We start from the raw sequence: 20244 nt of genomic DNA on the forward strand, positions 1-20244 counted from the left end.
GCCTCCAGGCCATCGAGCGGGACACCGACGTGGCCTGAGCAGTGGTGCACAGAACTTCGTACTCGGTGGTGCACTCAGACGAGTACGCGGACAGCTGGTCGAGATCATTGAAGAGGAACTTCCGGGGGGCCTGCGCCTTCGTTAGCCAGGCGAACGGGTCACGGATCCGGCAGACGGACCTCGTCGACGTGGTCGGCGAGATAGATCAGGGTGGCCTGCGGGTCCATGCCGAAGGCGGCGGCAACGAGCTTGGGGTCCAGCGTGTTCACCATGTCGACAAGGCGGGTGCTGCGGATCATCCGGGGCGGGAAGCCGCAGTCGTCGAGGACGTGGGAGAGGTAAGCGGTGGAGGCCAGGCTTCGCCCGGCCTTTGTTCCTTTGGTGACCACGACGTGAGGGTTGTCGGTCCGACCCACATGGAGGCGGCTACCGGGCTTGGAGTTCGTCGACGTCGGGCGACGTCGCGAAGGTCTGCAAGTAGTCGATGGCTGCCTGCAACGCCTCTTTGAGTGGGGCGATGTCCTGCGCGACCTGGGCGAGGAGCATGCCGCCCTGGAAGGCGGCAAGGAACAGATTGGCCAGTTGCGTGGGATCTGCCTCAGTGCTGATGCGGCCGAGTTGCTGCATGCGCTCGATTCCCTCGCGGAAGATCCCCCTCCACTGGTCGAACGCACCCGCGAGCTCGTCGTGCACGTCGAGGTCGGTCTTGATGATCTCGCTCGCGAGGGAGCCGAGGGTGCAGCCTTCCTGGTAGGCGCGCTCGTAGCCGACGTAGTAATCCGCCCACGCCCGGACCGCGTCGAGGTTGTCGAAGCCTGCGAATCGCTCGTCACGGTGGAACGAGAGGATGCGCTCGGCCTGCCAGGCGATCACGGCCAGGACGAGACTCTCCTTGGTCGGGAAGTAGTGGTTGAGCTGCGATCCGCTGACGCCGGCGGCGCGGCGGAGCTGCTCGTTGTTGGTTGCGTGGACTCCCTTTGTGTAGATGAGTTCCGCAGCCTGCTCCACGATGCGGGCGCGCGTTGCCTGCCCCTTTGCCGTGAGCGTGTGAGGGGCCCGAGCTGCCGTAGTCGAGGTCATGCTTAACGATACCCCAGATTGGGCTTGACAGCCCAGAAACGGGTGGTGTTCACTCCAGGAAGTGGGCCGGGCAGCCCAAAAAATGTCGCAGGGTTCGCCGTCACAACGGCGACTGGGTCTCTGCAGCAGTAAGAACCGCCCTGGGCCCGACGCTGACCTTTCACAACTCACCGGAGGTCGATTCGCCATGTCACGCCTGAACGTTCCCTCTCCCGACGACGTCCCGGACGGCGCGAAGAGCGTCCTCGACAACATCGGCGCACAGTTCGGCTTCGTCCCGAACATGTTCGCGACCCTCGCGTCGAACCCGACCGTCCTCGACGTCGTCATGACCCTGCAGAGCACCTTGAGCCGGGTTCTGGACGCGAAGACGCGGCACACCATCGCACTGGCCGTGTCACAGGCCAACGGCTGCGACTACTGCCTGGCGATGCACACCTACGTATCGTCCGAACTCGGCGGCATGTCGGGCGATGACATCGACTTGGCCCGGTCTGGAAGCTCGATCGACCCCCAGCGTGCCGCGGTCGCTCGTTTCGCTCAGCAGGTGGTGGAGAGCCGCGGCCAGGTCAGCGACGCCGACCTCGCAGCCGTGCGAGACGCCGGATACACCGACGCACAGATCCTGGCGATCGTGACGGTGACGGTGCAGGTCCTGCTGACCAACTTCATCAACAACGTCAACCAGACCGACATCGACATCCCCGCCGTCAGCTCGGCCGCTACGCCCGCCTGATCGCTGCGCCCCCCGTCGAAGCCGCGCACACAGCCGGTAACCCCTCACCGCCCAAAACGATCACTCGGGAAAGGTTCGTCGGCATGCCGGGCTCCGAACTCTATGAAGAATTCATGGCGCTGCACACCCGAGACGGGGGCCTCGTCATGCCAAACGCATGGGACGGCCTCTCGGCGCTGATGCTGGCCGATGCCGGCTTCGAGGCGATCGCGACGTCATCGGCGGCACTCGCCACCACACTCGGCCGGTCCGACGGGCGTCACGAAGTCACCCGTGGCGAGCACCTCGAGCATGCACGGATGTTCGGCCGTCTCACCGGGCTGCCCGTCAACGGAGACTTCGAGGACGGCTACGGCGACACGCTTGAAGAGGTCGCTGCAACCGTGGAGGTGGCCATCGCGTCCGGCCTGGCCGGTATCGGGATCGAAGACACCTCGGGCAATCCCGATCAACCGATCCGCGACTTCGACGAGGCGGTCAACCGCGTACGCAGCGCCGTCGAGGCAGCCAAAGGGCGCATCGTCGTCACCGGCCGCACCGACAACTTCCTCCAGGGGCGACCCGATCTCGACGACACCATCCGGCGTCTGACCGCCTTCGCCGAGGCCGGCGCGGACGTGCTCTACGCCCCCTTCCCACCCGACCTCGACGCACTCGTCGCGATCGTCACCGCCGTCGCACCGACACCGGTGAATGTCCTCATCTCGCCCGCGGACAAGGTGCTGACCGTTTCCGAACTGCAGAAGGCCGGGGTCAAGCGCATCAGCGTGGGTCCCGCGCTCTACACCCACGCGATGCAGGCACTCGACCAGGCCATCAAGGCTCTCGTCGCGGGTGACCTCGCCTCGGCGACGACTGGCATCAGCTTCGAGCGCATCGGCGAACTACTTGCCCGCGGCACGAAATAGCCCAGACCCTGCGGGCCACCGCTCCTTACCGACTCATCACACGAAGAAGGCAGACATGAATCTCGACAAGCTCATGAACAAGCACCTCACCAGGTATTTCGACCCCAGCAAGACCATCCCGGAAGAAACCCTTCAGCAACTGCTGCGGTTCCTACGCTCCACGCCGTCATCGGTGAACGTACAGCCCAACCACTTCTACGTCCTCGCCACACCCGAAGGCAAAGAGCGGCTCGCCAACAACCTGGGCGAACGATTCCAGGACAACGCCGAGAAGATCCTCAACGCGTCGCACACCATCATCCTCACCACCCGGGCAGATCTGCCCGACACCCACCTCGAGGCGGTGTTCACGAAGGAGAAGGCCGACGGCCGCTTCCCTGACCCGTCCAAGCAGGAGCGGTGGGAATCCATGACCCGGGACTTCCTCAACCTGCGCAACTACGGCTACAAGGACCTGAACCACTGGATGGAGAAGCAGACCTACATGGCGGTGGGCCTGACCATGATGGCGGCCGCCGAACTCGGCGTCGAGGCCACGCCGCTGGAGGGCTTCGACCCGATCACCGTCGACAAGGCGTTCAAGATCCGCGAGAACGGACACACCACCACGGTGCTGCTGGCCCTCGGCTACCCCGACGCGGAGAAGGTGTACACCACTCCGATCTCGCGCTTCGACACCGACCAGCTGTTCACCTTCATCTAGGAACCCGCCCGGAAACGAACACCCACCACACATTCGAGGAAGAGGCATTTCGATGAAAGCCATTGTGGTCACCGACCAGGCCGCGGGAACGGCCGGAATGACGCTGACGGAGCGGCCTGAGCCGATCGCGGCGATCAACGACGTCATCGTTCAGATCCATGCATCGGGATTCGTCCCTACAGAAATGGAGTGGCCCTCGACCTGGGCCGATCGCGCCGGCCATGACAAGACACCGTCGATCCCCGGCCACGAGCTGGCCGGAGTGGTCACCGCCCTCGGCTACGGCACGACGGGCCTCTCGATCGGGCAGCGGGTCTTCGGCCTCGCCGACTGGCACCGCGACGGCACCCTCGCGGAGTACGTGGCGATCGAAGCACGCAATCTCGCACCGCTGCCAGGCGACGTCGACTTCACGGTAGGCGCGTCCCTGCCCATCTCAGGTCTGACCGCGTGGCAGGGACTGTTCCAGCACGGCCGCCTCCAGGCCGGCCAGACCGTCCTCGCCCACGGCGCAGCCGGCGCAGTCGGGACGATGGTCACGCAACTCGCACGTGAAGCCGGCGCCTACGTCATCGGCACCGGCCGCGCCGCCGACCGCGAGAAGACACTTGACTTCGGCGCCCACGAGTTCGTCGACCTCGAGAACGACGCGCTCAAAGACGTCGGCAACGTGGACATGGTCTTCGATGTCATCGGTGGCGACGTTCAACAGCAGTCCGCCGCCCTGATCAAGGCCGGAGGAACCCTGGTGTCCATCGTCGGCCCGGTGGAAGCACGGCCCGTTGACGGCCTGGCCGTGGACTTCGTCGTCGAAGCCGATCGCGCCGAACTCGGTGAGATCGTGCAGCGGGTGCGGGACGGACGGCTGCGGACCAACATCGGTGACATCGCGAGCCTCGACGATGCCATCGGCGCCCTCAACCCCACCACGCGACGCCTCGGGAAGACCATCATCCGCGTCCTTGCGTAGGCAGTGGACGGTCACGGTCCTACCGGCAGGCCTGGTCCTGATCTACGCCGCGGCCAACGACCGGCGGTAGGACCCGAACCGACACACGCCAGGCACTCGAACCGACAGAGGAGTTGATCACCTTGGACGGACAGGAACTGCAGAAGATCGCGCGTGACCACACCGCGGACCTGCCCGGCGCCGACCAGGAGCATCGTTTCGACCCCGACTGGGAGCTCCACAAGGTGAGCGGCAAGGTCTTCATGCTGATGACCGACATGCCGGGACGCCCCGTCGTGATCCTCAAAGCCGATCCGGACGACGTCACCGCCCTGCGTGAGCAGTACGCAGACATCACCCCTGGCTACCACATGAACAAGAGACGCTGGATCACAGTGGAGGGCGGAGACACCGTCGACGGCAACCTGGTGAAGGAACTCGTCACCGACTCCTACCGTCTCGTGGTCGGCGGTCTTCCCAAGTCCAGGCAACCCGTGGATCCGCACATCTACGACCGCCACGCCTGACCCTCGCCATACCCATCCTGCGACGCGGCGTCGCAGCAGCCTTCCGGAGGCTCCCATGCGCGTGTTCGTCACCGGCGCCAGCGGCAGCATCGGTTCAGTCGTCGTTCCCGACCTCATCGCCGCCGGTCACGAGGTCCTCGGCCTCGTCCGCTCCGACAGGGCGGCTGCGGCCGTCGCTGCCGGCGGCGGGACGCCGCTCCGCGGCGACCTCAGCGACCTTGACAGCCTCCGCGCCGGCGCCGCGCAGGGAGACGGTGTCATCAACCTGGCCTTCAGCAACGACTGGAGCAACTTGGAGCAGGGCATCGACGAGGAAGAGCGCGCCGTGCAGACCCTCGCGGCCGCACTCGCGGGCAGTGGCAAGCCGTTCGTCCATGCCGGCCTCACGCCGATGGTGCCGGGCCACCTCTCCACCGAGGAGGACCCCGACACCACCAACGGTCCGGTCGGTGGCCGCGGCCGCACCTCCGACGTGGTGCTGACCCTGGCCGCCCAGGGCGTCCGATCCTCTGTCGTGCGGCTGCCGCGCTCCGTGCACCAGCGCGGGTCGACGTACGGCTTCTGCTCGGTCCTCATCGCCGTCGCGCAGAAAACGGGCGTGTCAGCGTACGTCGGCGACGGCACGCAGCGATGGCCGGCGGTCAACCGGCTTGACGTCGCCCCGCTGTTCCGCCTCGCACTCGAGGAGGCTGCGCCGGGCACGGTCCTGCACGCGGTAGCCGACGAGAGCGACACCATGAGGTCGCTGGCCGAGGCTATCGGCGGAGTTCTCGCGATGCCGGTCGAGTCGGCGCCGCCTGAGCGCTTCGGCCTCATCGGTCGCCTGTTCGCGCTCGACATGCCCGCGTCGAGCGCACAGACCCGGGAACAGTTCGACTGGAAGCCCGCCCACCCGAGCCTGATCGACGACCTCGCAGCCGGCGGCTATCCCGCCCTGGGCTGAATCTCACGAACGTGGCCGCTGAATGGCCAATTGGCCACGGATCTGAGACTGACTGGTCAGGCTCCAGGTGCCATCACGCACAAGGGTGACGATGCCGCCCTGGCCGAGGACTGTGACCTCGGCCGGCTGCTCACCCGTCGGAGTCAGCCCGCGGTGGGGTCGGTGAGAACGTTGGTGGACAACGGGTCGATGGTGACCCTGAAGGCAGGTCCGGGCCGGACGGCCACCAGGGGGCGCCGACCGAGGCCCACAGGACGGCACCGACGCCGCCAGAGCTCGCCAGGGCCGGGCCGACCGGCAGGGCGATGCGGACCCGGAGGGTCCGTGACGCACCCGGCTTGAGGGAGAACACGTCGGTCTCCGTGTACGTTCGCCCGGTCAGGACCTCCCACCGCCCTCCGATCGATCGACCAGCGCACGTGCTGCACGGACGCGTCCTTTGACGCGGGTGACAGGGCAACCGCAATGCGCAGGCCCGAGCGGGTGCGCTCGCCCGCCGAGTTGCGCACCCGCACGGACCACTCCACCGCCGGGCCACCCGGGGCAGCCTTGAGAATGTCCGGGACCGTGACCGTGAGGTGCGTGGCGTCCACGGGAAGACGCAACCGCGCCGCGGCCGCCGTCGAGTGGATGGCCGGGTCCCGACCGTCCTGTCGGGCTGCTACGAGTGGCCATTCCTGGTGAACACGTCGCACACCTCAGATGCCGTGACAGTCATCCACATTGGGACACCGGACGGCTACGCCAGGTCGCGCTCGACCGCGGTGAGCTCCTCGTCAGGTCCGACCCCCGCGGGTTCGTGCTTGGGATAGGCGCCGGCGCCGGGATGGACCTTGTCGATCAGGTCGGCGTACTCCGGGTTGCGCTCGATGAACTCACCCACCACCGGGCAGATGATGGTGATCTTCTTCCCGGTTTCGCGGATCTCGTCCAGCACGCGAGAGACGAGTTCCGTAGCCACCCGATGATTGCGGTAGGCAGGGTCGACCCAGGTCGTCAGCAGCACGACGCGGCCGCCCACGAACCGGTACGAGAGCTCGCCGATGGCTTCGGGACCGAGGGCGGCGACCCAGCGACCGTGCTCCGCGTCGTTGAGGACGTCGAGCTCCCAGCTGGACTCCGCCTCACTGAGACTTGACCTGTTCAAAGCAGCGATGAGCGCAGCGTTGTTCTCTTCCCTGGCGGAAGCCTCGGCTTCTAGATTGATCGCCATGGTCACACTTTCTGTCGGGGGACCTGTAGGTCTGTCCTAAATTGAGTGGTGCAGCCTTTCTGTGCTCCCTGTCCTCCCGAGCGCTTGAGGCCGATGGTCGGCGTACGTCGGCCTGGTCTCCGAAGCGGGCGTCTCCGTACGGCCGGCGCCCGCGCCACCGACGTCGTGCAGGCTCCGTCTCGGTCACGACGTGAGCCAATCCCGGTAGGTGGTTGTGGCGATAACTGCGTCACCCTCGGCTATGAGAGCGTCTCCCGAGGCGGCGGCGTAGATGCCGGCCTTGCTGTCGGTGACGACGCTGCGCTGGTCACCACGCGCGGCCAGAGTGATCCGGCCCAGCTCGTCGAGGGTGAAGACCTCGGGGCCGGCGACGTTGCGGGTGCCCCTCAATGAGGCACCGACGCAGACCGCGGCCACGGCCTGAGCGACGTCTGCCGCGGCTGTGGGCTGGACGCGCGTGGCCGGCAGGCGGACGGTCTTGCTGTCGGAGGTCCACGACATCACCGTGTCCATGAACTCGAAGAACTGCGTGGCGCGGACGATCGAGTACGGCACGGAACCGGCCTTGAGAATGTCCTCTTGCAACACCTTGGCGCGGTAGCACACGAGGCCCGGCACGAGGTCGACGCCGACAATCGAGAGGACCACCGCGTGGCCGACGTCGGCGGACTCGGCGGCCCTCAGGAGGTTTTCCGTCGTCGTCCGGAAAAGGTCGAGAGCGGCCTCATCGGAGGTCGGCGAGTCAGTCAGGTTCGCGACGACATCGGTTCCCGACAACGCCTCGGACAGACCCTTCCCGCTCAACAGGTCCAGTCCGGTGGACCGCGAGTGTGGCACGGCCTCGTACCCGCTCGCGTTCAGGACGTTCACCACCCGCGACCCGATGATCCCGGTCCCGCCGATCACACCGACTTTCATGCGTCCGCCCTTTGGTCACGTCCTGCCACGACGGCGCCGTCCACGTCAACGACCGCACCGGTCGCGCTGCTTGCCTTGAAGAGTGTCGTCACCGCCGCCCGTGCGACCGCGTTGCCCCGAAGAACATGCGGCGCCGGCTCAATTGCCATGTGGTGACCGAGTCCGGCGAGAAGTGGGCATCCCTCGAAACTCACGATCGCCTCACTCGTGGCTTCCCACCACGACACACTCGCCACCAGCACCTTCACCAGCCGTTCCCTCGTCATTCCCTTCGCTGGATCACATCCGCCCCCGCGGCCGACCGCGTCAGCCCAGAGGGACCACTCGGACCACTTCCCCTGCGCGACGGCAGATTAGTGTCAGGGGAGCCGCTGCTTCTTACGCGCGTCTCGACGTCACGCAGCTGATCGGGAAGGCGTCAGCTCATCGGCGTCCGCCGGCAGCCTCGACGCACGGCCAGGCGAGCGCCGGCGCGGGTAGGACAACCAAGGGCTGTTACTGACCGTTCCGTCGAGTTGTCGGGGGTGACATCGCTTGATCCCTGCGGTAGTTCGCGGGCATGAGGTATCCGCAGGGTGGTGGCCTCACTCCGCAGGGCCAGGCCGCGCGGGAGCGGGTGCGCATACTCGCCGCCGACGGCTTCGGACGGGGTGAGAAGAACGCGGTGATAGCCAAAAGCCTCCGGGTCAGCGTGCGGTCGGTGGAACGGTGGCGCCGGTCCTGGCGGGAGGGAGGGCGAGGGGCCCTGTGCACGTCGGGCCCTGCGAAGCGGCCGAAGATCGACGACGGTGACTTCGCCGTACTTGAGCCGCTCCTGCCGGAGGGCGCGATGGCTCAGGGCTGGGCAGATGAGCGCTGGACGCTGACGCGGGTACGACTGCTGATCGCCAATGAGCTGTGGGTGTCGCTGTCGATCCGAGGTGTTTGGGAGCTGCTGCGGCGGCACGGCTGGTCGTGTCAGCAGCCTGCGCGGCGGGCGGTGGAACGTGACGATGCGGCGGTGGCCGGCTGGGTGAAGGAGTCCTGGCCCCGGGCAAAGCCACCGCGGCGGCGCTCGGGGCATGGCTGGTCTTCGAGGACGAAGCCGCCGTCTCGATGACGTCGCACCCCTCTCGCACCTGGGCACCGAAAGGCGGCACGCCCGTGGTCCGGTTCAACGGCGCCTCCCGCGGCCGCATCATGGCCGCGCTGGCCTGCTTCAAGTCCGGCGAACGCAGTCGGCTGATCTACCGTCCCCGCATCCAGGGACATCATCGGGGATTCACCTGGCAGGACTACCGCGACCTGCTTGTCCGGGCTCACCTTCAGCTCGGAGGTCCCCTCGTGGTCGTCTGGGACGATCTGAATGTTCATCGCTGCAGTCGATTACGGCAGTACGCGGCCGAGCACGACTGGGTCACCATCGTCCAGCTGCCCAGCTATGCGCCCGACCTCAACCCGGTCGAGGGCATCTGGTCGTTACTACGGCGCAGCACCACCGCCAACGTCGTCTTCCGCGACCGCGACCACCTCGTCCAAGCCGTCCGCAGCGGCATGCGACGCATCCAACGACGCACCCACCTCATCGACGGCTGCCTCGCCGAAACCGGACTCACGCTCGACACGGCAACGCAACGGAAAGGTCAGGTGGGAGGCGTCGGTGGGCAGGACCGTGTGTGCAGCTGCTCAAACGCCATGGGCCGAACTCGCGGCACTCCCCAACTCGCCCACGTTCAGATCACCGGCGTCGAAGTTGCTCGGGCGCCCACCATGGCGAACGTCACCCGCCTCGGACTCATCTCAGGCGGCTTCGGCTTGCCCCGAATGGAGCAAGGCATCCCGCTGGTGCGTATGAAACAGCTGGACGATCCACGCCGGAACCTCGACAAGGTGCTCGACAAGTAGTCCGACGTGGGAGTCGGGCTGAATCAGGGCGGTCTCCTGCCCTCGTGCAGTTCGTTCCAGGGCCAAGTCGTGGTCGAGGCTGGTGAAGTCGTCGTCGATCCAGATGGCGGGTGCCTCGGTTACTGGCTCTGACAAAAGCGTTTGATCATGTGGCTGTTGGCTTGTCGGCTCGTTGGTCTGGGTGTGGGGAAACGCCAGTCGCGGCCGTGGATCGTGTCGGATGAACTGTGGTCGCTGATCGAGCCGTTACTGCCCGTGCCGGCGCCGAAGCTGGTCGAGGGCAGGCCTCGAGTGCCGGACCGGCAGGCGCTGTGCGGGATCCTGTTCGTGTTGCACACCGGCATCCAGTGGGAGTACCTGCCGCAGGAGCTGGGCTTCGGTTCGGGTATGACCTGCTGGCGGTGGCTGGCGGCCTGGCACGAGGCAGGCGTGTGGGAGCAGTTGCATGTGCTGCTGCTGGAGAATCTGCGGTCGAAGGACAAGCTGGACTGGTCCCGGACGGTGATCGACTCCTCGCATGTGCGGGCTGCCCGTAGGGGCCCAAAAGCGGTCCCAGCCCCGTCGACCGTAGAACCGGAGGAGTAATGACCTTCAGTGTCCGAGACGGTCGCGCCAGTACAGGAACGTGCGCTGCGGTTCGGGCAGCAGTTCCCACGGGTGCAGTGTCATGTGGCGGCCGATGCGCCGGAACACGGCCGCGGCCTCGGCCGGGCGGTGGATGCGGATGAGGGCGAAGGCGAGAATGTTGAGGTCGGCGACGGCCTCCGCGTGCGGTGCGGTGGCAGCGGAGAACCAGTCGGACAGAGCCGATGCCACCTCGTCGGCAGCCCGCGGTTCGTGCCAGTGGCTCTCGGCGCCCAGGGGCATCAACTGCTGCCGGTGCGCGACGAGTTCGACTCGGGCCGCTACGGGGAGCAGCGCGAGCGGTGATCCGTGGGGTGCTCGGTCCGCGGCCTGCTGGGCGAAGTCCAGCATGTCGAGGACCGAGCCGTGACCGCGCGGGGACAGATAGCGCAGCAGCTGGTGGTAGGCGGTTCGCAGCCAGGGGGCGCGGGTGACGGCCTCGCTCCACACCGGGACCGCGTCGCGCGGCGGGACCGCGAAGGAGTGCATCAGCTGCAGCAGCGCCAGCCACGGAGTGGGGTCCTGCGGGCAGCACTCGGCTGCCCGCAGGCACGCCCGCTCTGCCTCCCGGGCGGCGCCCCCTCCTTCGCCCGCGGCCCGGATCGCACCCGCCCAGGCCCCCAGTGCCAGAGCGTTCCCGTCGCCGGGCCGGTCCGCGGACCACCGGTCGCCGACCGAGGGCGGCAGGTTCCGGGCCAGCACGGCGACCCGGTGCACCCGGCGGTCCCAGTCCCGTCCCGTGGCATTCAGCAGGTCGGCGGCCGGTCCCCAGGGCGGACGCGTGGGGCCCGCGCCCAGACCGTGGAGCTGCCGACCCGGACGGAGTTCGTCCAGGATCGAGTGCAGGGCGTGGTCGTCGAGTTCGGGGCGGATCAGCAGGGCTGAGCGGCGTCTGAGCATCTGGGTCCCGGTCCCGGTCTCGTGTGACGGGCGGGCGCGCGGTCGGCGCGCCCGCCGTGGGGCCTGCCGGCGGGCAGGCCCCCGGTCAGCAGCAGCGGCCCTGCGGATGGGCCTCCCGGTGCAGCGTGCGCAGCACCTGGTATTCGCGGCGGGTCGGAACCGGCGCGAGCGGGTGGTGGCGCCGGTGGCGCTCGCAGTAGCGGTCGTACTCGGCCTCCCCGGTCAGCTCGCGCAGGTACCAGCCGACCGCCCGCATCCACCGTCTGGCGTTCACGATCAGACCTCCACCAGCGGCTCGCTGATCGGCTCGGGCACGTCGATGTGGGACTCGACGTACGGCGCCTCGGTGGTCACCGATGTGCCGGGCGACCGTACGGCCCGTACGCACACCACCGCGGCATTCGCGATCACGACGGCGACCAGCAGCAGGAACAGCGAGATCAGCACGCCGTCGACGGTGGAGTTGGTGACCACGGTGTGCATGTCGTCGAGGGTCTTGGCGGGCGGGAGCACCTGCCCCGCGTCGAGGGCGTCGGCGTACTTGGCGCGCTGGGCGAAGAAGCCGACCTTGGGGTCGCCGGAGAAGATCTTCTGCCAGCCCGCGGTGAAGGTGATGGCGGTGACGAAGGCGAGCGGGACGCCGGTGACCCAGGCCCAGCGCAGCCGGCCGGACTTGATCAGGACAGTGGTGCAGACCGCGAGGGCCACGGCGGCCAGGAGCTGGTTGGCGATGCCGAAGAGCGGGAAGAGCTGGTTGATTCCGCCGAGCGGGTCGGTGGTGCCGGAGTAGAGGAAGTAGCCCCAGGCCGCGACGACCAGGCCGCTGCACAGCCAGATCCCCGGCTTCCAGTTGACCCGGCCGATCGGCTTCCACACGTTGCCGAGCATGTCCTGGAGCATGAAGCGTCCGACCCGGGTGCCCGCGTCGACGGTGGTCAGGATGAACAGTGCCTCGAACATGATCGCGAAGTGGTACCAGAAGGCCTTCATCGCGGTGCCGCCGAAGACGCCGGAAAAGATCTCCGACATGCCGACCGCGAGGGTCGGGGCACCGCCGGAGCGGGCGATCAGGGTCTGCTCCTCCACTGCGCTCGCCGCGTGGGTGAGCTGGTCAGGAGTGACGGTGAAGCCGAGGCCGGCCACGGCGTGGGACGCGGACTCGGCCGTCGTGCCGAGGAGTCCGGCGGGTGCGTTCATCGCGTAGTACAGGCCCGGTTCCAGGGCCGCGGCGGCGATCAGCGCCATGACCGCGACGAACGACTCCATCAGCATGGCGCCGTAGCCGATCATCCGGACCTGGGACTCCTTCTGGATCAGCTTCGGGGTCGTGCCGGAGGAGACCAGGGCGTGGAAGCCGGACAGGGCGCCGCAGGCGATGGTGATGAACAGGAAGGGGAAGAGGGAGCCGGCGAAGACCGGGCCCGTGCCCGAGGTGGCGAACTTGCTGACGGCGTCCGCGTGCAGGACGGGAGCGGCCACGACGACGCCGATCGCGAGCAGCGCGATGGTGCCGCCCTTCATGAAGGTGGAGAGGTAGTCGCGCGGGGCCAGGAGCATCCACACCGGCAGCACGGAGGCGACGAAGCCGTAGCCGATGAGGCAGAAGACGAGGCTGGTCGGGCTGAGGGTGAAGGCGGACGCGAGCGAGGAGTCCTGGACCCAGCTGCCGCCGATGATCGCCAGCAGGAGCAGCGCCACGCCGATGATGCTGGTCTCGACGACCCGGCCCGGCCGGATCCGGTGCATCCACAAGCCCATGAACAGGGCGATAGGGATGGTCATCGCGACGGAGAAGGTACCCCACGGGGAGTGTGCGAGGGCGTTGACGACGACCAGGGCCAGCACGCCGAGCAGGATGATCATGATCGCGAACACCGCGATCAGGGCCGCGGCGCCGCCCGCCCGGCCGATCTCCTCCCGTGCCATCTGCCCGAGCGACTTGCCGTCCCGCCGCATGGACAGGAACAGGACCACCATGTCCTGCACCGCTCCCGCGAAGATCACCCCGGCGACGATCCAGAGGGTGCCCGGCAGATATCCCATCTGGGCCGCGAGGACCGGCCCCACCAGCGGTCCGGCTCCGGCGATGGCTGCGAAGTGGTGGCCCAGCAGCACCCGGCGGTCCGTGGGGTGGAAGTCGACGCCGTCCTCCAGGCGTTCGGCAGGAGTCGCCCGGCGGTCGTCCGGCTTGAGCACCCGGCGGACGATGAAGCGGGAGTAGAAGCGGTAGGCGATGGCGTACGAGCCCAGGGCGGCGACGACCAGCCAGACCGCGGAGATCCTCTCGCCGCGGGCGAGGGCGAGGACGCCCCAGGCGACGGCGCCGAGCAGGGCGACGGTGGCCCAGAGCAGGATCGATCGTAGGGATATACGCGACTTTTCAGGCGCCTGAGGATCGGCTTCGGGCAGGGCTGTTGCGGGCATGGCGGCTCCTCACCGGAAACGGTGTGACAACAAACAGGTCAGAAATGAGGAAGAGAGAGTCAGCGGCGATGTCGGTCCGTCAGCGCGTACGCCGCGAGCAGGCAGAGGCCGCACCCCGGCACCCAGGCGAGCTGGTACCAGTAGAAGAACGGCGTGCCGGCCAGCCGTGGCTCGGCTCCGGCGTACCAGGGGACCCACAGCAGGCCTGCGGCGGGCGCGAGGAGCAGTACGGCGATCGCGACGCGCCGTAGCCGGTGATGACCGATCCGTGCCATGACCTGCGCTCCTCTCCCGCTCGCTGTCGGTCTGTGCAAGAGTTGCCCACCCCCCGGGACCGGTTGACAGCGAATTTCAGGGAAATTTCCCGCCGGTTCCCTGTCATCCGTTCACGGGGCACGCGCAACTCTTGCGCGAGGGTTCAGGCACACCAAGGACGGTGACCCATGGCCGACGGCGCCATGACCGCGACGTTCCTCGCCGTGATCGGCGGGGCGTCGCTTCTCGCCGTGACCGCGCGACGCCTGCACGCCAGCGACCGGCTGCCGTCCCTGGAAGGCTGGGCGCTGGCCGACCGCAGCCTGGGCCCGGTGTGGACCTGGTTCCTGCTCGGCGGCACGATCTTCACCGCGTACACCTTCACCGCCGTACCGGGACTGGCGTACGGCAACGGTGCGCCCGCCTTCTTCGCGGTGCCGTACACGGTGATCGTCTGCCCGATCGCCTTCGTGCTGCTGAGCCGGCTGTGGGAGGTCGCCCGCCGGCACGGCTATGTCACCGCCGCCGACTTCGTGCGCGGACGATACGGATCGCCCTCGCTGGCCCTGGTGGTGGCGCTGACCGGAATCCTCGCGACGATGCCCTACCTGGCGCTCCAACTGCTCGGCATACGCGCGGTACTGACAGCCGGGGGTGTCTATCCGCGGGGTGCGACCGGGGACCTGGTGATGGTGGCGCTGTTCGCGGGGCTCGCGGTGGCCACCTACCGGCACGGGCTGCGGGCGCCGACCGTCATCTCGGCGCTCAAGGCGGTCGCCGTCTTCGTCTCGCTCACCGCGGTCACCTGGCTGGTCCTGGAGCGGATCGGCGGGCCGGGCAGGGTGTTCGACGGAGCCGCCCAGAAGCTCGGTACGCCGGCGCTGCTCCTCTCCCCCGCCCAGCAGCCCGCCTACGCCACCCTCGCCCTCGGCTCCGCGCTCGCCCTGCTGATGTACCCGCACGTGCTCACGGCCGGGTTCGCCGCCGACGGACCGCGCACCCTGCGCAAGGTCTCGGTGGCGCTGCCCGCCTGGACCGGGCTCCTCGCGCTGTTCGGGTTCCTCGGCATCGCGGCCCTCGCGACGGGCGTGCGCGCGCCGAAGGGCGGCGCCGAGGCCGCCGTTCCGATGCTGGTCGACCGCTTGATGCCCGGCCCGCTGGCCGGGCTGGTGTTCGGCGCGATCACCGTGGGGGCGCTGGTCCCCGCGGCGGTGATGTCGATCGCGGCCGCCACCAGCTTCGTACGCAACGTGTATGTCGAGTACGTGCATCCGACCGCCACGCCCAAGCGGCAGGTGCGCATCGCCAAGGCGGTCTCGCTGACCGCGAAGCTGGGGGCGGTGGCGTTCGTGTTCGGGCTGCGCGACCAGGACGCGATCAACCTCCAGTTGCTCGGCGGGGTCTGGATCCTGCAGATCTTCCCGGCCGTGGCCGTCGGCCTGTTCACCGGGCGGCTGCATCCTCGGGCGCTGCTCGCCGGATGGGGCGTTGGCATGGCCGCGGGCACCTACCTGGTCGTGCGCGAGGGATTCTCGTCCATCGTGCCGCTCGGCTCCGGCCCGCTGGAGATCTACGCCGGCCTGGCCGCACTGCTGCTCAACCTGATCGTGGCGGTGGCAGGCACCGCCGTTGCCGAACGTCTCGGCGCCCCGCGCGGCGCCGACCTGACCGACCTGCCGCCCCGCCTGAGTGTCAGGCGGAGCCCGGAGACGGGAGCGAACCGACCGTGAGACGCAGACAACCGACTCCCGCGCCGGAGCCGCAGGTCGAGCTGCCGGGCGAGACGCTCGCGCCCGCGCTGCCCGACCCGGCCGAACTGGAGCGCGAGGCCACGCTGGCCCGGCTCTTCGAGCTGCACTACTCCTCGATGCTGCGCCTGGCCGTGCTGCTGGGCGCGGACGACCCGGAGAACGTGGTGGCCGAGGCGTACTACCAGATCTACCGCAAGTGGCGGCGCCTGAGGGACGTGGAGGCGGCGGAGGCGTATCTGCGCTCCACGGTCTGCAATCTGACCCGGATGCGGATACGTCACCTCCAGGTCGCCCGCAAGCACGTGGAGAACCCGCCCGTCCTCCCGGACGAGTCCGTCGCCTCCGCCGAGAGTACGGCGCTGCTGCGCGACGACCAGCGGGTACTCATCGACGCACTGCAGCAACTCCCGTCCCGGCAGCGCGAGGCGCTCGTGCTGCGGCACTGGCTCGGGCTGAAGGAGAGCGAGATCGCCGCCGCGATGGGGATCTCCTCCGGGTCGGTGAAGACCCACACCGCACGCGGCATCGCCGCACTGACCCACGCGATGGAGGCCCGGCGATGACGCAGCGAGACGCGACTCCGTCGCCTGACACCGATCCGGACCGCACCGAGCGGGAACTGAGCGAGGCCCTCGCCGCGCTCGCCGACGGAGTGCGGGCCGCCCCCGACGCCTACCGCACGGCACGCGGCGAGTGGCTGCGGCGCGAACGCCGGCGCCGGCTGGTGCTCGCCGTCCTGATCGCCGTCGTCTTCACGCTGGCCACGCTGATCGGCCTGTGGGTGCTCAACCAGACGCCGTCGCACCAGGGCGTGATCTTCTCGACGACCGCGGTCAGTCACGCGTCACTTCCCCGGCCCCACCCCTGATCGCAGGCGGTGCCCACAGCAGAGGGTGGAAAATCCTGCGGAACTGCCTCCTGAAGGGCAACGGCGTCCATCGGGCCGTGCTCAGCATCACCCGACGACACAGCTTGGCCCAGCGCCACCGCCCCCGGCCCCTCTCCGGTCGACGCCCGACGAACCTCGGCGGTCCGCCACGCCGAGCCCATCGCCGTACGCCTGGCCTGGTGGCGGGACGCCCCGCACCCCGCCACCCGGACCGCCGTCGAACTGCTCACGGCCCTCTGCCGGGGCGACTGACCGGGCGCGCGGTCACCCGGCACGGCGTTCCGCCTCCGACAGGGCCGCCATGGCCCGCTCCGTGATGTCCTCGACGGGGCCCACGGCCCGGACCGTGAGCAGGATCGCCGCGTAGTGGGCCAGGAGGGGTGCGGTCTGCTGCTCGTAGACGCGTTGCCGACGGCGGATGACGTCCTCGGTGTCGTCCGGCCGGCCGCGGCCCAACAGCCGTGCCACGACGACGTCTTCGGGAGCGGTGAACTCCAGCACCGCGTCCAGTGCTGAGCCCGTGGCGCCCAGGACGGCGGCGAGTTCCCGCGCCTGCGGCACCGTGCGGGGGAATCCGTCGAGGAGGAAGCCGTGCCGGGCGTCGGAGTGCGCGAGCCGTTCGCGGACCAACCCGCCGGTGACGTGGTCGGGCACGAGGGCGCCGCTGTCGAGGTAGCGCCGGGCGTCACGCCCGAGCGGGGTCCCGCGTGCCACGTGGTCCCGGAACAGGTCTCCGGTGGAGATGTGAGGGACACCCAGCCGCTCGCTGAGAGCGGCCGCCTGGGTGCCTTTGCCCGCACCAGGAGGTCCGACGAGGACGAGTCTCATCCGTGTTGCGCACCTTTCGGTTCTCGTGTCGTGATCACTTGCGGTCAGGCGGCCTCGAAGGGGCAGGCGGGTTCCTCGTCGAGCACGAACACCGGGCCCTGCGCCCGGCTGGTCCGGCGGGTCAGCAGGTCGCACACGGCCTCGGCCACGCCCGCCCGGTACGCGCCGGTGCCGACCAGCGGACTGGGTACGACGGTGGCGATCTGCACCCGTGGCCCCAGCTCGGCGGCCAGCCACTCCGTCAGCTCGGTCAGCCCGGCCAGGGCCGCGTCCTGCGGACCGCCGCGTGCCGTCGTCGCGACGACATTGACCACTGAGCCGCCGTTCGCGGCCATCCACCGCCGGTACGCGCGCTGCACGCAGGCCAGCGGGGTCACGATGCCGCTGCGTAGGGCGTCGCTCAGGGCCGCCGGGTCCAGTTCCATCAGCGGACCCTGCCGGGGGCGGGTCGCGATCACGTTCACCAAGTGGTCGAGGCGGCCGAGGCGTTCGACGACGGTGTCGACCGCTCCGGCGAGCGCGGTCAGATCGTCGTGGACGCGAGGCAGTGCGAGCACCGGTGCTCCCGGTGGTGCCGTCCGGCGTGCCTGCTCGGCGTCGGGCCCCGCGAGCGCCACCTGGACGCCGCGGGCCAGGAGGCTCTCCAGCACGGTGGTGGTCAGGTCGCCGCCGCCGGTGACCAGCGCGACCCGGCCGGTCTTGGTGCTTGCGCTGTGCATGTCCGTGTCCCTTCGTGCCGCGTGTGTCAGTCGGCCTGCGGAGATCCACCGGCGAGGCCTGCGTTGATCCGGTCCATGACCGAGGAGTCCGCGAGTGTGGTGACGTCTCCGACCTCGCGGTTCTCCGCGACGTCCCGCAGCAGGCGGCGCATGATCTTTCCGGAGCGGGTCTTGGGGAGTTCGGGGACGATCATGATCTGGCGGGGCTTGGCGATGGGACCGATCTCCTGGGCCACGTGGTCGCGCAGCGCCGGAACCACGTCCTCCCCGCCCGCCGCGGCCTCGGCCGCCGCACCGCGCAGGATGACGAAGGCGACGATGGCCTGGCCCGTCGTGGAGTCCGAGGCGCCCACCACGGCGGCCTCCGCCACCGACTGGTGCGACACGAGCGCCGACTCGACCTCTGCGGTGGAGATCCGGTGCCCGGAGACGTTCATGACGTCGTCGACCCGGCCGAGCAGCCAGATGTCGCCGTCCTCGTCGTAGCGGGCGCCGTCCCCGGCGAAGTAGTAGCCCTGCGTGGGGAATCGGGACCAGTACGTCTCCCGGTAGCGCTCGTCGTCGCCCCACACACCGCGCAGCATCGACGGCCACGGGTGGTCGAGCACCAGATAGCCACTCTCGCCCCTGGCGACCTCCCGGCCTTCGTGGTCGACGACCTTGGCGGAGATCCCCGGCAGCGGGGTCTGGGCCGAACCCGGCTTCGCGGCAGGGCCACCGGGCAGGGGCGCGATCATGACGGCGCCGGTCTCGGTCTGCCACCAGGTGTCCACGACCGGCGCTCGGCCGCCGCCGATGTGTTCGCGGTACCAGCGCCACGCCTCGGGGTTGATGGGCTCACCGACACTGCCCAGCACCCGGATCGAGGACAGGTCGTGACGCGCCGGGATGTCCTCGCCCCACTTCATGAACGTACGGATGAGGGTGGGCGCGGTGTAGTAAACGGAGACGCCGTACCTCTCGACGATCTCGAAGTGGCGTCCTTCGTGCGGGGTGTTGGGCGTTCCCTCGTACATCACGGACGTCGTGCGGTTGGCGAGCGGCCCGTAGACGATGTACGAATGGCCGGTGATCCAGCCGATGTCGGCCGTGCACCAGTAGACGTCGCTGTCGGCATCGAGGCCGAAGACGGTGCTGTGGGTGTACGCGGCCTGGGTGAGATAGCCGCCCGAGGTGTGCAGGATGCCCTTCGGCCGGCCGGTCGTGCCCGAGGTGTACAGGACGAACAGCGGGTGCTCGGAGTCGAAGGACTCGGGCGTGTGCCGGTCCGACTGGGCGCCGACGAGCTCGTGCCACCACAGGTCGCGGCCCTCGGTCCAGGGCACCTCGAGGCCGGTACGGCGGACCACCAGCACGTGCTCGACGCAGGGCGTGGCCGCGATCGCCTCGTCGGTGTTCGCCTTCATCGGCTCGGCCCCGCCCCGGCGGTACTGGCCGTCCGAGGTGATCAGCAGCCGCGCCTCGGCGTCCTCGACCCGGGACCGGAGCGCGGCCGGGGAGAACCCGCCGAACACCACGCTGTGCGGCAGCCCGAGCCGTGCGCAGGCCAGCATGGCGAACACGGCCTCGGGAATCATGGGCAGCTGGATGGCAACACGGTCCCCGGTCTCAAGTCCCAGCGAAAGCAGGGCATTTGCGGTCCTGCAGACCTCGTGCTGAAGCTCCGCGTAGGTGATCGTGCGGGTGTCGCCCGGCTCGCCCTCCCAATGGAAGGCGACCTGGCCGCCGTGGCCGGACTCGACGTGCCGGTCCACGCAGTTGTACGCCACGTTCAGCCGGCCTCCGCCGAACCAGCGGGCGTAGGGAGCATTCGACCAGTCGAGGACCTGGCTCCACCCGGTGTCCCAGTGCAGCCGTCCCGCCTGCTCCGCCCAGAACGCAAGGCGGTCGTCCGCAGCCGGCTCGGACGGTCCGGGCGTCGGCCCGCCGCCGGTGGGACGCGGGCTCTCGGGGCGGACGAGGTGGTCGGAGCGCGGGGACATGCGGATCCTCC

22 protein-coding genes and 4 pseudogenes are annotated in these 20244 nt (G+C 69.0%); 14 read left to right on the forward strand and 12 right to left on the reverse strand.

Annotated features, from left to right (window positions below):
- Positions 1-158: 158 nt before the first annotated feature.
- Together ACIBN2_RS45935 and ACIBN2_RS45940 are read right to left on the reverse strand one after the other, a co-directional pair.
- Positions 159-389, reverse strand: coding sequence for a hypothetical protein (locus ACIBN2_RS45935; protein ID WP_399143761.1), 231 nt, complete (start codon positions 387-389; stop codon positions 159-161).
- A gap of 37 nt (positions 390-426) precedes the next feature.
- Positions 427-1080 carry a TetR/AcrR family transcriptional regulator gene (locus ACIBN2_RS45940; RefSeq protein WP_399143762.1) on the reverse strand — a complete coding sequence of 218 codons (654 nt, stop codon included), beginning with the start codon at positions 1078-1080 and terminating at the stop codon, positions 427-429.
- A 187-nt stretch (positions 1081-1267) separates the two neighbouring features.
- Between ACIBN2_RS45940 and ACIBN2_RS45945 the strand changes: the two genes are divergently transcribed.
- The 6 genes from ACIBN2_RS45945 (at position 1268) to ACIBN2_RS45970 (ending at position 5846) form a co-directional block, all read left to right on the forward strand.
- Positions 1268-1816, forward strand: a complete 549-nt coding sequence (locus ACIBN2_RS45945; RefSeq protein ID WP_399143763.1) for a carboxymuconolactone decarboxylase family protein — start codon at positions 1268-1270, stop codon at positions 1814-1816.
- Positions 1817-1899: 83 nt separating this feature from the next.
- Complete coding sequence (locus ACIBN2_RS45950) at positions 1900-2724, forward strand: isocitrate lyase/phosphoenolpyruvate mutase family protein (RefSeq protein ID WP_399143764.1); 825 nt, start codon at positions 1900-1902, stop codon at positions 2722-2724.
- A gap of 55 nt (positions 2725-2779) precedes the next feature.
- Entirely contained in the window at positions 2780-3427 is a 648-nt protein-coding gene (locus tag ACIBN2_RS45955; protein ID WP_399143765.1) for a nitroreductase family protein, read from the forward strand.
- Between the two features lie 52 nt (positions 3428-3479).
- Entirely contained in the window at positions 3480-4397 is a 918-nt protein-coding gene (locus tag ACIBN2_RS45960; protein ID WP_399143766.1) for an NADP-dependent oxidoreductase, read from the forward strand.
- Positions 4398-4519: 122 nt separating this feature from the next.
- Positions 4520-4903 carry an MmcQ/YjbR family DNA-binding protein gene (locus ACIBN2_RS45965; protein WP_399143767.1) on the forward strand — a complete coding sequence of 128 codons (384 nt, stop codon included), beginning with the start codon at positions 4520-4522 and terminating at the stop codon, positions 4901-4903.
- Positions 4904-4958: 55 nt separating this feature from the next.
- On the forward strand, positions 4959-5846 hold the full coding sequence (locus ACIBN2_RS45970; RefSeq protein ID WP_399143768.1) for an SDR family oxidoreductase: 888 nt from the start codon (positions 4959-4961) through the stop codon (positions 5844-5846).
- Positions 5847-6585: 739 nt separating this feature from the next.
- On the opposite strand, the gene ACIBN2_RS45975 is transcribed toward ACIBN2_RS45970, so the two are convergent.
- The 3 genes from ACIBN2_RS45975 to ACIBN2_RS45985 form a co-directional block, all read right to left on the reverse strand.
- The gene (locus tag ACIBN2_RS45975; protein WP_399143769.1) at positions 6586-7059 is read right to left on the reverse strand and encodes a GNAT family N-acetyltransferase; all 474 of its coding nucleotides are present in this window, start codon (positions 7057-7059) and stop codon (positions 6586-6588) included.
- Between the two features lie 183 nt (positions 7060-7242).
- Positions 7243-7977, reverse strand: a complete 735-nt coding sequence (locus tag ACIBN2_RS45980; protein WP_399143770.1) for an SDR family oxidoreductase — start codon at positions 7975-7977, stop codon at positions 7243-7245.
- The gene (locus ACIBN2_RS45985; protein ID WP_399143771.1) at positions 7974-8225 is read right to left on the reverse strand and encodes a hypothetical protein; all 252 of its coding nucleotides are present in this window, start codon (positions 8223-8225) and stop codon (positions 7974-7976) included. Before ACIBN2_RS45985 ends, ACIBN2_RS45980 begins: the two co-directional genes overlap by 4 nt.
- A gap of 311 nt (positions 8226-8536) precedes the next feature.
- Between ACIBN2_RS45985 and ACIBN2_RS45990 the strand changes: the two genes are divergently transcribed.
- From ACIBN2_RS45990 to ACIBN2_RS46000, 3 genes and pseudogenes are all read left to right on the forward strand, one after another.
- Positions 8537-9076 (forward strand): winged helix-turn-helix domain-containing protein, encoded by a 540-nt coding sequence (locus ACIBN2_RS45990; protein ID WP_399143772.1) that lies wholly within the window; start codon positions 8537-8539, stop codon positions 9074-9076.
- Positions 9073-9585 (forward strand): annotated as a pseudogene (locus ACIBN2_RS45995) (transposase); the annotation flags it as partial. The gene ACIBN2_RS45990 and the pseudogene ACIBN2_RS45995, both read left to right, overlap by 4 nt.
- A gap of 423 nt (positions 9586-10008) precedes the next feature.
- A pseudogene (locus tag ACIBN2_RS46000) lies at positions 10009-10442 on the forward strand (transposase); the annotation flags it as partial.
- 10 nt (positions 10443-10452) lie between these two features.
- Here ACIBN2_RS46000 and ACIBN2_RS46005 read toward each other — a convergent pair.
- From ACIBN2_RS46005 to ACIBN2_RS46020, 4 genes are all read right to left on the reverse strand, one after another.
- Complete coding sequence (locus ACIBN2_RS46005; protein ID WP_399143773.1) at positions 10453-11385, reverse strand: hypothetical protein; 933 nt, start codon at positions 11383-11385, stop codon at positions 10453-10455.
- Positions 11386-11470: 85 nt separating this feature from the next.
- Entirely contained in the window at positions 11471-11641 is a 171-nt protein-coding gene (locus ACIBN2_RS46010) for a YbdD/YjiX family protein (protein ID WP_399143808.1), read from the reverse strand.
- A 20-nt stretch (positions 11642-11661) separates the two neighbouring features.
- Entirely contained in the window at positions 11662-13809 is a 2148-nt protein-coding gene (locus ACIBN2_RS46015) for a carbon starvation CstA family protein (protein WP_399143774.1), read from the reverse strand.
- Between the two features lie 59 nt (positions 13810-13868).
- Positions 13869-14084, reverse strand: coding sequence for a DUF3311 domain-containing protein (locus tag ACIBN2_RS46020; protein ID WP_399143775.1), 216 nt, complete (start codon positions 14082-14084; stop codon positions 13869-13871).
- 168 nt (positions 14085-14252) lie between these two features.
- On the opposite strand from ACIBN2_RS46020, the gene ACIBN2_RS46025 reads away from it, so the two are divergent.
- The 5 genes and pseudogenes from ACIBN2_RS46025 to ACIBN2_RS46045 all read left to right on the forward strand — a co-directional run.
- Complete coding sequence (locus ACIBN2_RS46025; RefSeq protein ID WP_399143776.1) at positions 14253-15794, forward strand: sodium:solute symporter; 1542 nt, start codon at positions 14253-14255, stop codon at positions 15792-15794.
- Complete coding sequence (locus ACIBN2_RS46030; RefSeq protein WP_399143777.1) at positions 15791-16378, forward strand: sigma-70 family RNA polymerase sigma factor; 588 nt, start codon at positions 15791-15793, stop codon at positions 16376-16378. The genes ACIBN2_RS46025 and ACIBN2_RS46030 overlap by 4 nt, the downstream gene beginning before the upstream one ends.
- Complete coding sequence (locus tag ACIBN2_RS46035) at positions 16375-16683, forward strand: hypothetical protein (RefSeq protein WP_399143778.1); 309 nt, start codon at positions 16375-16377, stop codon at positions 16681-16683. The genes ACIBN2_RS46030 and ACIBN2_RS46035 overlap by 4 nt, the downstream gene beginning before the upstream one ends.
- Positions 16684-16694: 11 nt before the next feature.
- Positions 16695-16793: pseudogene (locus ACIBN2_RS46040) on the forward strand (IS5/IS1182 family transposase); the annotation flags it as partial.
- Between the two features lie 52 nt (positions 16794-16845).
- Positions 16846-16956: pseudogene (locus tag ACIBN2_RS46045) on the forward strand (LysR family transcriptional regulator); the annotation flags it as partial.
- A gap of 12 nt (positions 16957-16968) precedes the next feature.
- Here the strand turns inward: ACIBN2_RS46045 and ACIBN2_RS46050 are convergent.
- Genes ACIBN2_RS46050 through acs form a run of 3 tightly spaced genes read right to left on the reverse strand, consistent with a single transcriptional unit; the run spans position 16969 to position 20233 of the window.
- Positions 16969-17532: an adenylate kinase gene (locus tag ACIBN2_RS46050; RefSeq protein ID WP_399143779.1), complete on the reverse strand. Its 564-nt coding sequence runs from the start codon at positions 17530-17532 to the stop codon at positions 16969-16971.
- 44 nt (positions 17533-17576) lie between these two features.
- Positions 17577-18251 (reverse strand): SDR family oxidoreductase, encoded by a 675-nt coding sequence (locus ACIBN2_RS46055; protein ID WP_399143780.1) that lies wholly within the window; start codon positions 18249-18251, stop codon positions 17577-17579.
- A gap of 26 nt (positions 18252-18277) precedes the next feature.
- Complete coding sequence (acs, locus tag ACIBN2_RS46060) at positions 18278-20233, reverse strand: acetate--CoA ligase (RefSeq protein ID WP_399143781.1); 1956 nt, start codon at positions 20231-20233, stop codon at positions 18278-18280.
- Positions 20234-20244 lie beyond the last annotated feature (11 nt).

Source organism: Streptomyces sp. NPDC050534 (genome assembly GCF_044457745.1).
Lineage (GTDB): Bacteria > Actinomycetota > Actinomycetes > Streptomycetales > Streptomycetaceae > Streptomyces.